This is a genomic window from Paenibacillus sp. Y568 (assembly GCF_059445545.1).
In genome coordinates this window covers 43693-56069 of sequence record NZ_JCAIUM010000018.1, presented here as the reverse complement: position 1 = coordinate 56069, position 12377 = coordinate 43693, and the positions used below count along the sequence as shown (strand labels likewise).

Annotated in this window: 16 protein-coding genes; 1 reads left to right on the top strand and 15 read right to left on the bottom strand. The window is 34.3% G+C overall.

The window, feature by feature from the left end; all coding sequences use genetic code 11:
• Positions 1-210: 210 nt before the first annotated feature.
• Positions 211-675 carry an AraC family transcriptional regulator gene (locus tag AC1D7X_RS21090; RefSeq protein WP_495476054.1) on the top strand — a complete coding sequence of 155 codons (465 nt, stop codon included), beginning with the start codon at positions 211-213 and terminating at the stop codon, positions 673-675.
• Between the two features lie 144 nt (positions 676-819).
• On the opposite strand, the gene AC1D7X_RS21085 is transcribed toward AC1D7X_RS21090, so the two are convergent.
• The 15 genes from AC1D7X_RS21085 to AC1D7X_RS21015 all read right to left on the bottom strand — a co-directional run bounded on the left by AC1D7X_RS21085 (position 820) and on the right by AC1D7X_RS21015 (position 12320).
• The gene (locus AC1D7X_RS21085; RefSeq protein WP_495458212.1) at positions 820-1332 is read right to left on the bottom strand and encodes a GNAT family N-acetyltransferase; all 513 of its coding nucleotides are present in this window, start codon (positions 1330-1332) and stop codon (positions 820-822) included.
• Between the two features lie 123 nt (positions 1333-1455).
• Positions 1456-1920: an NUDIX hydrolase gene (locus AC1D7X_RS21080; protein ID WP_495458211.1), complete on the bottom strand. Its 465-nt coding sequence runs from the start codon at positions 1918-1920 to the stop codon at positions 1456-1458.
• Positions 1921-2134: 214 nt separating this feature from the next.
• Entirely contained in the window at positions 2135-2839 is a 705-nt protein-coding gene (locus tag AC1D7X_RS21075; RefSeq protein ID WP_495476053.1) for a hypothetical protein, read from the bottom strand.
• Positions 2840-2984: 145 nt separating this feature from the next.
• Positions 2985-3470 carry a DUF5412 family protein gene (locus tag AC1D7X_RS21070; protein WP_495458208.1) on the bottom strand — a complete coding sequence of 162 codons (486 nt, stop codon included), beginning with the start codon at positions 3468-3470 and terminating at the stop codon, positions 2985-2987.
• 214 nt (positions 3471-3684) lie between these two features.
• Positions 3685-4212, bottom strand: coding sequence for a hypothetical protein (locus AC1D7X_RS21065; RefSeq protein ID WP_495458207.1), 528 nt, complete (start codon positions 4210-4212; stop codon positions 3685-3687).
• A gap of 47 nt (positions 4213-4259) precedes the next feature.
• A complete protein-coding gene (locus AC1D7X_RS21060; protein WP_495458206.1) occupies positions 4260-4421 on the bottom strand; it encodes a hypothetical protein in 162 nt (53 codons plus the stop codon).
• A gap of 11 nt (positions 4422-4432) precedes the next feature.
• On the bottom strand, positions 4433-4990 hold the full coding sequence (locus AC1D7X_RS21055; protein WP_495458205.1) for a hypothetical protein: 558 nt from the start codon (positions 4988-4990) through the stop codon (positions 4433-4435).
• A 116-nt stretch (positions 4991-5106) separates the two neighbouring features.
• Positions 5107-5760 carry an HAD family hydrolase gene (locus AC1D7X_RS21050; RefSeq protein WP_495458204.1) on the bottom strand — a complete coding sequence of 218 codons (654 nt, stop codon included), beginning with the start codon at positions 5758-5760 and terminating at the stop codon, positions 5107-5109.
• A 547-nt stretch (positions 5761-6307) separates the two neighbouring features.
• On the bottom strand, positions 6308-7249 hold the full coding sequence (locus tag AC1D7X_RS21045; RefSeq protein WP_495476052.1) for a P-loop NTPase family protein: 942 nt from the start codon (positions 7247-7249) through the stop codon (positions 6308-6310).
• A gap of 434 nt (positions 7250-7683) precedes the next feature.
• Entirely contained in the window at positions 7684-8418 is a 735-nt protein-coding gene (locus AC1D7X_RS21040; protein WP_495458202.1) for a VOC family protein, read from the bottom strand.
• 215 nt (positions 8419-8633) lie between these two features.
• The gene (locus AC1D7X_RS21035; RefSeq protein ID WP_495458201.1) at positions 8634-9434 is read right to left on the bottom strand and encodes a phosphotransferase; all 801 of its coding nucleotides are present in this window, start codon (positions 9432-9434) and stop codon (positions 8634-8636) included.
• Between the two features lie 71 nt (positions 9435-9505).
• On the bottom strand, positions 9506-10087 hold the full coding sequence (locus AC1D7X_RS21030) for a hypothetical protein (protein WP_495458200.1): 582 nt from the start codon (positions 10085-10087) through the stop codon (positions 9506-9508).
• A gap of 85 nt (positions 10088-10172) precedes the next feature.
• Positions 10173-11102, bottom strand: coding sequence for a GNAT family N-acetyltransferase (locus AC1D7X_RS21025; protein ID WP_495476051.1), 930 nt, complete (start codon positions 11100-11102; stop codon positions 10173-10175).
• Positions 11103-11150: 48 nt separating this feature from the next.
• Positions 11151-11714, bottom strand: coding sequence for an HAD-IIIA family hydrolase (locus AC1D7X_RS21020; protein WP_495458198.1), 564 nt, complete (start codon positions 11712-11714; stop codon positions 11151-11153).
• Positions 11715-12005: 291 nt separating this feature from the next.
• Positions 12006-12320 (bottom strand): hypothetical protein, encoded by a 315-nt coding sequence (locus AC1D7X_RS21015; RefSeq protein WP_495476050.1) that lies wholly within the window; start codon positions 12318-12320, stop codon positions 12006-12008.
• Positions 12321-12377: the final 57 nt, after the last annotated feature.

Below are 12377 nucleotides of genomic sequence, written 5' to 3'. Positions count from 1 at the left end.
GAATTTCACATATGTCAGCAATATAAAACTGAAATAGATTGATAGATAGACTTCTATGTCTGTACCTCCATTAAACATTCAATTTAACATCAGAGTTTCCTCCCACTTTTCTGTAACTCCACTTGGTATTCGAAAAAACTTATGTAAATATTTTTATATCATGTTAGCATTCGTTGTGTACCCAATATAATCCAGAAAGGAAATAAAAAAATGACTATTAGATTTGAAATCATGCCAAAAACTCGCATTGTATTTGTGCGGCAAGTAGGTCCATATGGTCCTAAGAACATTCATGCCATGGAAGCATTAAAGAAGTGGGCTAAAGAAAATAAGTTACTGAATGTATCATCAATACTACTTGGAATAGCACAAGATAATCCTGAAACAACACTTCCTGAAAACTGTCGTTATGATGCTTGTATTGTTATTTCAGACGATTATCACATAAATAAAACGGATAACAACATTTCCGAAACTGAATTCGCTGGTGGAAATTATGTAACCTATGAAGCTAAACATACCGCCGAAGATATTCAAAAAGCATGGGTTGATATTTTTCCAGCGCTATCTAAAAGTGGATATCAAATAGACAACAAACCCATATTCGAAAGATACATTGGTGATATGTTGAATCACAATTATTGCGAGATATGTATACCTGTAAAAGCGTTATAGTCTATTTAAAAAGTTATACTTGTTCTAAACCCTTTTTCTCCATTATTTCACCTAACGTTACCATGATCACGACGGGAGGCTTATCCCTAGATGTGTGAATAAAACGTTAGGTGATGTTAATGCCAACTTTGAACTTTGATTTTGCTAGAAAAAAGCTTTCGGGTATTTTAGTTCCCCTTTTATTTCATGAAGTTTTCCATCTTCCACTTCGTATACCATGAATACTTCATCAGGCACTTCGAATTGTTTCAATTCTAATCCATACTTTCTTGCTGGCTTAAACCCCAGTCTTGGATAGTAACTAGGATGTCCTATTAACAAAATGATGCTATATCCTAAGGCTTTACATCGTCTTATTCCTTCCTCGATTAATTCACTTCCTATTCCTTGTTTTTGACGATTAGGTTTAACCGCTATGGGAGCCAGGACAATAACTGTAGATACCTTCTTGTGGTCTTCTACTATGGCTTTACTCAATAACAAGTGCCCCACAATTTCGTTGTCCATCTCTGCCACTATGCTTAACTCTGGTACAAACTCTTCAGATTCTCTAATCCTCTCAATTAATATTGATTCATCTTCTCTATTTCCGAAGGCTAGGTAATTCAATTTAAATACTTCTTCGAAGTCCTGTACAGTCTCAGTACGAATGATCATGATAAAATCTCCCCTCTAATGTTAATTACTTAGAATCTAAATGTAATACCATTAATTCTTCATCTAAATATTTTTCATTATGTTTTAATGCATGGCATTCTCGATTCTCCAAAAGAATTGATTTTATCCCCTTAATTCATTTAAATATTTCATTATGATCGGTAGGTCTGGAGGACTTATTTGAGCTGGTATCTTATCTAACTCGAAAAATTGAATATCCTTCACCTCATCTCCATCGCCTCTAATGAATCCACTGTAATCTTTACATATATAAGCAGCAACCACGTTATATACTTCATCTCCATTTGGGTATCGGTAATATTGATCCATTCCTGAAAACAGTTCAAAAAATTCTAATTCTTTAGCATCTAATCCTACCTCTTCAAACAGTTCCCTTCGTGCAACTTCTTTGATCTCTTCCCCAGGTTCCATTGAACCTCCCGGTAATCCCCATAAACCATTATCAGTTCTTTGTTGTAATAATAATCGACCTTCTGCGTCTATAAGAATCACGCATGCTCCTGCCATAATTATAGGTTGTGTTCCTACTAACTCTCTTATTTGTCTTATGTAATTCAAGATCTTCACGTCCCTCTTTTGATCTTCATTTGTCTTACATGGCTTTTGGTTTTATTATTACTATCCTAAATTTCACGTCATGGAACCAAGGAGAGTCTGTGAGCGACGTGCAGAATGTTTGTTGTGTCATAGAGGATTCAATGTTTTTAATAATAGCTCTATTGATTCTAAGTTTCTTTTATCGATATTTAAAGGTCGTTGTATAGTTACCCCTATTACTTCTTTATTTATTTCTATAAAAAAAATATCTTGAACCATTACGATCTCCTCTTGATAGGCCCTCAAAAAGAGTATTCAAGCATAAATAATCCTGGTACTTCATGAACGCTGGTTCAAAGTAGATTTCTTTGCGCTTGTCAATTTCAATATTTTTATCTTGAAATTGAGCAATATTTAAATATGATCTTGCCTCAAAGAACTTAGTGTCTTTATGAACCCTTCCAGAAAAAACGATACGAACATTTTCCAATCCTGATATTTCATATTCAATACCATCTTCAAAAGTATTAATTACAGTATTAGCTGGTAATAGTATTGAACCTTGGCTTCCGAAGAGGTCTTTATATTCAACTAATTCGATATCACCATCATTTAGAGATGATATAGCCCTCTCACGTTCTTCTTGATTTACTATTTGGATTTTTCCATTTTGTGCTAAGAGCAAAGTTTGAATAGTTCTCTTGAAATCATAAAATTCAGTCTCAAGGGCATTGTCCGTTTTATTCTCCGGACCAAATGCACCCTCGGGATTAAACACCATTAAATTTTCGGTGCTATTCTTCAGCGTTTCTAATTCACGATTAATCCGTTTATTCTCTTCTGTTATGAGATTCAATGAATGGTTTTGATCGATATTTTGAAATAATAGATATGTAGCCAATATCATAAATAATAGGGTTAGAACAATGTATCTTTTAATGTTACCCAAATAAGTCACCTCACTAGTGATCCGTAAATACTCGTTAAATGTATAGCATAAATAATCTCCTTGAAAATCTTCAAAGCGATCAAGAGCATATGTATGTTGTGTTATCAGATGTTATAGCCATCGCGGATTTGCGCTCATGATCTTATTATTCATAGTTAATTCTAATTCCTTTAAATGTTCTTTTCTGCTTAAATACTTGTCCTACAGTATAATCAATAACTAAGCTATTTTTTTGGGACCATTGTATACTTACCGGTTCATATGTAACAAATACATTGCCAGTATCCGAGTCATTAATATTACGTCCACTTCTAACGATTGAAACCTGATTGCTTTTACGAGTTGTTGCACCACAATCCCTAATAAATACAACGGCTTTATATGTACCTTTTGGTTGAGGAATTTCGCTTATTATTTCATTGCCGCATGCAGTGCCAAACAACTTAAACGTCCCATATATAATCAATCCAACTCCAAGTATCAGAATGCAACATACAATACCTATCACTTTAAAAAATATCTTCCATGTTCGAACTTTTAATTCTTTTAAATCAGTTTCTTCTGGATCCCAAAGTTCATCGATCTCATTACGTTCCTCTATGTCCTTAATAATAATTACCTCGCTTTCCAATGCACCTTCATCTCGTTTTCTTCCCTTCCCTTCACTTACCGTTACTGTGGCACTCCATCCTGAAATTATTTTAGCAAAGAGGGCTTTGAAACAAGTGACTCAAGTTACCTAAAAACACGGGTCGGCAGACTTAGCTGGATGCAGAAGTGTATTGTTATCCGAATTGCTACGACATTGTTGTATCTGCTAAAATCTCATTATGTCTTTCTAATATTTATGAAATCTTCCGTATCTCACTTATTACTCGATCTCTTCCCTTTTCTGATTTATTCCAGTCACTCATATTGATTCCTCTGCTATCCTCAAGGGGTAAAATGTCGATATTAATCTCTTCGTTTGAGTATAAACATGCCAATGTAAAAAACCTCAATACAAAAAAGGATTTTCCAGCTAATAACACATTTTTATTCTCATTCTTACTATTTATTTCTCCGAAGGCCTGACTAATTACTCCCTCCACATTATTTCGTTGTGCTTTTATTGGTTTAATTCTGTTCTCCGGGATACCCTGAGACACTAGTATTGTTTTATGGTATGTGTATTCACTTTCGTTCAAAAAATTATTATGTAAATCTGGTATCCAAACCTCATCGAATCCTTCATCTAGATACAAAAGGGAGATATCTTTATTCAATTCAGGAAAGTGTCCAGGATGGTATAATACAATATTAGCTCGTGGAAATAGTCCTCTTCTCTTGATAAAAAGTCTTTCTCCAATAGTTTCTATTAAAGAGCTTTTCATGATTTCTCCTCCTGTAGAATTTATCAATGGTTTGACATACCTGACGTTCAATCAGCATAAGTGGCCTTATTCAGATCTTCTAAAGGTTTAAAGCCGCACGTCCCATCATCGAACGGTACCCACGGTAAGTCTTCAATGTTAAATACTCTTTCAGGTAGTTGTAAATTCTCTTCCAGTTTAATTACAGCTTCATCAATTAGTTTTTGCATATAGTTATTCCTCACTTCCAATATCGTTCTTCAATCTTTTCGTCTTCATCTCTTAGATCGATATATTCATTTTCACCAATAATCTCTATCTTGTTTTCTTCAAAATAGCTAAGCAATCGTAAAATCTCTTCAATAAATTCTTGTCGATATTGTTTTATGAAATCATTACGTTTTATTGGATCAAATAGCTGACCGTCATAATCATCTACAATATACTTTAATGCAATACGCCTAAGGTAATAGTGTCCATTACAATAATCATTATAAATCTGTCTGCAAGAACCAATAAATTCTTCTTCAGAACTAACTAATCTTTTTAACGTATCTCTTATTCGAAAATCCTCATATGACTTATAATCTAGAATGCTTATAATTAGTGGCTCTAGATCATCATATATGAATTTTGATTTGTAGTTGAGATTCACCAAATTAAAATAAGCTTCATTCCCTAAAAATCCTTCGAGTATGTCTTCATTTGTATACAACCAGTTTTCGAATTCTTGTATCTTTATTGTGTATCTTAATACCGATGTGAAATAATCTGTTATTTCTTCATTCAATGCTTTCACTAAGATCTCACCTTTCAAGGTAGCGGAATAAACCCGGACACTCCCACTACTTACCAATCCCTCTGCCAGACCGAGTGTCGAATATTACGAAGCGCAAAAAAGGTGTTATTGGATGTTCACTCTTTCTCACTTATATGATCAATTGAATATAAAGGCTTTGCTAATATTCCGTCGTTCCATGGTTGATTCACTTTTATCCATATCGTTTTCATTCCAATCTTTGCTGCCCCTTCGATGTCGTTTACAGGATGATCCCCGATATATATACATTCTTCGGGTTTAAATTGCAACTTATCTAGCACCATCTCAAATATTCTAGGATCTGGTTTCTTTATTCCTGCTTCTTCAGACACTATTATTAAATCAAATTCATTCCTGATCCCTAATCGATCAATTTTTCCATATTGTATTGAATTCTTTCCATTCGTTATTAATCCTGTTTTGTATTTCATTCTAGTGTGAGCTACAACTTCTCTTGCTCGATTCATCAGTACAGCACTCTTAACATATTCCGTCTTATACAGATCCATTAATTCCTTCTTTTGTGGCTTTACTTTCCATGGCAACTCATCAATAAGTTCAGAAAACAAATCATTCTTGTCCTTGTACCCATCCTCATCGAGATGAATGATTCTATCGAATATCTCTTTCGTTGACTCTAGGTGTCCGAAGTAATTGCTTAACAGGACATTCGTAAAATTACCAAATGTACTTGTTCTATCAAGAATCGTGTTATCCAAATCAAAAATAACGGCTTTGATATTATCCATGGTCTCCTCCGCACTTAGAACGTTGTTGATTGTCTGCCTTGCAATACTCCTGTAATTTGATCTTATCTTGTTTAGTTTTTAATTTTCATTGTAAAAACTTTTGTTATTGAAATTAGAATTAAACTTATTCCCGTAATTATATATCCACAATTCATGATCAATTGAGACATATAAACCTGTTCGTTATATATCTTTTTTAAACTCTGGGGTTGGATCTTGATATGGGGACATAGGTCCAATAAAAAAACCAATAATAATTACTAATATTCCAAACCCGATAAAGATCCATAGTAGTCTATTCATCTTCATAAGTTTCATTGATTCTATCTCCTCTGCTACTATCTAACAGATGTTCTTATGAATTCAGTTGTATCGTCCAACATACTCTTATTCATGAACCCGCACTGACTTAAGTCCAAACAAGAGCGGAAGCGCCGCTGTTTATCGGTGCAGGATCTCCGTCTGATTCAGCTTCTCTAAATGCCCCTAGGCGGACCAAGCGATGTCTCCAACCGGTCCATAGGGTGAATATATTGTTAGCAGAAGTTCAGTATGATATTTTATCAAACATTGTTCCATTATCATTCCTGTTAGCATATAAATCCTTTTCCGTTATTAATAGACCCGTGACATTCGTTGAATCCTTAATAAAATTTACAAGTACGCTCATGTCATCAAGATAAAATTGATCTTCACTTTTTGGCTTCATTCTTTTATTTCCAAAAATCCATAAGCAATCACCTATCAGCTCAACTGAAATCTTTAAATCCATCACCCTATTATGATATAGACCCGAGTATTTATTAAGTATTGCTGGTTTCAGGACGGGATCTGGATAGTAAGTTAGATTATATTTCTCTAGTACTTGTATTTGATACAACTGATAAGCTGCAGCAGAATTCTCTATTTTCTCAGTCGGAATAGCAACCTTGCTAACTATCTCATTGGCAAGAACAGCATATTCCATAAAAAATGATATGTGCGATTCTGAACCTTGTTCTTGTCTATTTCTAAAGTAAGTCTCACTTATATATTCATTATGTTTTCGTTCTAAATACTCTTTTCCGCCACGACCCTTAATCATCTTGTCAATAGCAAGCGAAATATCCTTCTGATAAAAATAAATTAAACTACAATCTTCTTTACTCAATAGATTGCTTACTTTAAGTATCAATGATTTTATTAATTCTCTGTCCACATCTTTGTGGAGCAAATGAACAATTGGACTTTGAATAAAGGCAGATTCCATCACAATAACTTCTTCGTCAGGTGAATCATCCAAAAACTTTACCCATCTTTCATAATGTAAATCCCTAAACAAAGAATAATCTTCATAACCAGTAGATTCGATAATTACATGCTCAAATGTAGTTTCAAGATATACTCTAGTTTTGAATCCATTTCTTTCAAATTGATTAGATAAGAATCGTGCAAAGGTAGATTTACCTGATCCTGGTATACCTTCGATTAATATTAGTTTCTTTTTCATGGGATCATCCTTAAAACATGATTTAACCGCATTTCTGACGTTCATTGGCTAGCTTACCGGCAATAGTTGCAATCGTGGTAACTTCTCATGAGCATTCAATGAATATTCATTCCAACGTTATGTTTCTGAATTACTTTTCTGATTTTAGGTGCAATATTTCTTATGTAATCTTCATCTTCGGTCTCTTCAATGATTAACGCTCTTGTCTCTGTTTCGTTATATTCATAACGTTCATAGGTCTCTAATTTAAAATCTAATTTTCATTTTCTTTGGTCATTACTAAACACTTGTATGTTTGTTGGTTATCCTTAATAAATGCAGTTATCTCAACAAATGTTTTTGGATTGAACCAATATATATGTAATTAGGAAATTTCACTAACGTTTAGCATTCCTGAGTTCAAACATTATCTAATCAAACACTTTTAGCTAGTTTCATTTGTATTCTCCGGTAATTTCAAGTAGGTTGCCATCCGGATCCTCAAGCATAAAACAATAATAGGGTTGGACTATATTAATATACAAAATATCAGTTATATTTCCGATATTTAAAGACCTTATACGTTCATATTCAACCTGTAAATCTGGCATGTTAAAATTCAAAATTACATTATTTCCATACTCGGTCTTATTGTTATGCTTGTATAATAAGTATTCTTTATTGAAATGCTCATCCAATTCTTCGTTATTTCTTATTAGTTCCAGATCATATTCGGGATTCCACAATGCTATACTATTACCGCAATTAAATTGAGCCCATCTTTTTAAATTCTTGGACTGTGCTTTTACTCTTAATAGAGTTTCATAAAATGAAATTGATTTTTCCATATCCTTTACTATTAAATATGTACAACTCAAATAAATCATTTTTTCTCCTCCTACTAACTTTTTATTACTAATAATATTCAAAAATAATAGATTCAATATCAATACCGTTAGTCCCCCTGCTTTGGGACTGCCTTCGGGATGAATCATCTCGAATATTGCCAATGGCTTTATCGAATCGTCAACTTCGATTGATCGGATATTTTTGATTGAGTCAATATATACTGTGCTTGTACTGCCTTCATATTCAATTGACAGCCCAATTTCTTCTTGGACCTCCCGCTTTCCACATTCTAATAAGTCTTCCCCCGGTTCCAGGTGTCCTCCGACTCCTGCATAAAACATCTCATTGATTGACTAATCTCTCAAATGCCTCGTCCCTGGTAAAAAGAAAACAAATTGACCTGTTCTTAAACGTAGCTCTAAACCAACTCCAACTTCAGCATGATCCGGGATGTAGTCTAATATTTTCATTGAGACCACCTCCAATTTTTTTTTACAATAGTTTCCCATATCGTTTAGGTTATTCGGAACGTCCATTATCCGAGTATTATTCAATTCTATATCCAATCTTCGAAATAATCTGTTACAAATTGAATCTCGCGCTCATAGTGCATCAAGTGTCCCTCATCAACCATTTTTTGAAAGGCAGGATTTCCGTCCGCAGCACCAATACTCAACGTATCACAAAGTACAGTCAAACGTTGAATAATCCACTGTTGCAGATCATTAGAAACAGGAATTCCATATGCTTCAAAAAACAAGTGAATTCGACGACGGCGGTCTTCGGCATGTAAATCTGGTTGGTATGGTACCGTAGATCCTGAAGTATAATCAGGTGCGAAACTCGAAAGCGGAACAGATGTGTAAAGAGAGTACGCAATATCCCACATACGAGGACCAGGTCCTGCCATGTCAAAATCAATCAACGCCACAGGTGTCTCCTTATGAAAGATCACATTATACAATGCAGCGTCATTATGACAGATCACTTCGTACCTGGTATCATCAGAGTAGCTAAGTTGCCATCTACCCTCCGTCTCAAGAGTGAACCCTTTAGTCACATCATGAAAATGACGTAGAAGGCGTGCCAAACCCACCAGTGTCTCGTCCGACCACATGTAGGGTTCAAGATTAGGGTAATCATTTCCTGACACTTCTCCAGAAATAAATGACAATATTTCGCGATTAGAGTCATCAATTCCAAGAAATCTTGGTGCTCCTCCATATCCTTCTCTCTCCAAATGTTTAAGTAGTTCATGTACACATGGACTCCAATACCCTGTGGGGCGGCGAACAGTATTCGTTATGCGGACAATGTGATTAACATTACCACCTTTTAACACTTCTTCCTGAGTCACTAGGCTTCATCCTTCGCTTTTTAATTTGCAGTTTACTACCAGTTAGTTCAAATGTGTTATTACATGCTATTTCATTTATAGTTTAGCGGTTTTCGTACAAAATTTATCATTTTATATGGGGAAACACTTTGGATGTAATCCATGCTACTGGAATACATTGATTTCATAACAACATCGAAAGTTAAAGCGTTATCATTAGTTAATATAACAACCTCACTATCTACTAATGGTCCTCCAAACCTCCCCTCTAATGCTAATAAATACAAAAATGGTTGTTTTTGTTGGTTGTCAGAGCTGCTATCAAACAAATAGTAGAAACCGTCATTGAAAAAAATATCGCTAAAATATAGACTATTAGTTTCTGTAAAGAAACTAACCATTCGAATACCAATATTCATGCCTTGTCTTGCTGTTTCAACAAAGTTATCCCATACTTCATTGTTTACAATCACTTCTAAATCTTGTTTAACAAAATATCCGTCTTTTTCAGCATCTTCAACGGTATAATTACTGGAAAGATTTGAAAACCCTGTGTAATTCCCATTAGCATCAAGTGAAAATGTAATAATTGCATCATTATTCTTTTCACTAGACGCTGTTAACAATCCGATGAAACTAATGAGTACCATAAATAACAAAATAACCTTCTTCACATGATAACCTCCTAAACTCAATGTACTTTTCCTTTTATGTCACTTCCCTTCTTAATGATCTTTCATTCTTTTGAGTCTCTCAATACTAAGCCCGTAGCTTACAATTGTTGTATGATTTTAATAAATCAGTGACTAAGATCCCATCAATCTTCATACCCTCTATATTGCAGTTTTGAATAGTAAGATTTGAAAGGTTAGAATCAATCATTTTACTACCTATCATCTCGCATCGTTCAAGTAAAATAGGCCTCCTTTCTCCATCAACTGATAAGTGGGTATCATGCAAATAAGCTCCTCCTAATGAAATATGGCATATTTCAACATTACTCAGGTTTGAATCACCCAGTATTGAGTTACTCATGTTTGTATTTGTTATATGAGAATTTGATAGATTAACGTTACTCAATCTTACATTTCCCATGTTAGCATTTGAAAAACACGAATGATTTAAATTCACGTCGTAATAATCAGTATCCTGCAAATTACACCCTCTAAAATTATGTTTAGAAAAATCTATACTTATACTAAATTTACTCTGATCATAATCTGTACAGTTAGTTTCTTTACGATAGTATCTTTCATATTTATCTTCAGCAATCAACTTATACCCATTTTTTTCGTAAAAGTAATGATTCCTTGGACTTTTTTGTGTTGTATCCAATGTCCATATTTTTATTTCAGGATTGGATTCTTCAATTAACTCAAGGACGTCAGAACCGATATGTTTTCCTTGATACTCCGGGTGAATATACAGTCGGTCAATTCTTGCGTGCTCTCTTCCTGATGTTGAAATCAGAATAACACCCACTAAAATATTCCTATTTATTATTTTATAGTACATTCCGTATCGTGCATGGTATTTCTGCATATCAAGCGAATCAAATCCTGGAATATGAGGCCTTTCACCGTTAGAATACCACTTAGAAGCCTCATCCTCTTCTATCATGATCATTAAATTTCTTATCTGATCAGCATCTTCTTCAGTTGCTACACTTACTCTGGTTAAATTATTCATATGTACACCTTCTTCTTTCGTTATTTCTTTGCGATGATTTTCTTCGTCTTATCGGATACCCCTGTTTTCATCGATATCACTCACTAAATTTACTATGTAGTTTACCGCATCCTCGAAATCCCTCGCAATATAATCGACTTCTGTATGTGACCATTTATGTCTATATTTATTTAATGCCTCATTCCCTGCACCTGTTAATACTAAAACCTTCATACACCCAGCATTATATCCGGCTAAAATATCTGACCATCTATCTCCGATTACAATACATCTAGTTAAATCTAGCTTATTATCTTCCGCTGCTTTGAATAGCATCCCTGGATTTGGTTTACGACAGTTACATCCTTCAGTATGTTGATGTGGGCAAATGTATACTTCGTCAAAACCAAAATCTATCATTTCGTTTCTAATGGATTCCTCTGTAGCTTCCCCTCTTGAAATTCCCGGTTGATTTGTAAAACCAAATAATTTATACCCTTCTTTTTTCAGCCTATTTAAAGCTTCACAAGTATACTTAAACAATTCAAATGATCCTGGATAAAGTATTTCATCAGTGCCTCCAATTGTTCCATCCCGATCGATAAACACAGCTTGTATTTTATTCCCCTCCATGACTTTCCCCCTCTGATTTCTTGAATTAAATTTGTTATTCAGATGATTACAAGGCTTTCCGATAAGGTTGAGTATTTACGTCTTTCACCTTAGTTTTAATAATATTGGTTTGGTCAAATTCGATAACTTTGGCATTCAATCAGCTTAACAAACATAAGGGAACGGTTCGTCCAAAACTTCGTTGGTTATATATGTCGCCTAAATTTTCTTCTTAAAACCCCTTTTTGGCGATCGAGAATGTCAACGTCGTAGGAGTCCAATGTGATGTTGTTACTGCCGTCTTCGATTCTTCTACTTCATTGGTTTCATAGCAATTAGTTCTTTAACTGTAACTATACATTTTTGCATTCCTTCATATAATTCATTTACGTTTTTATATTCTGTTTTTAAAATAGGCACTTCCCAGTTACAATCCTTAATAATATATATCACAAAAATTCCTTTGTCATAATTCCCATACCAACCAACATCCAATAAATAGTTATTTGGGTATTCGACCTGGAATAGGTCCTCATTTATCCATTCTAGATCTGTTAGATCCGTCGGAATATATGTGTAAGAATCATATGTTATTCTCCCAGGTTCAAAGCTAAATCCTTCAAACATCTTATTCCCTTCCTCCTACAGCAAACTAATTTATATCATTCAATTTTTTAGAGGACT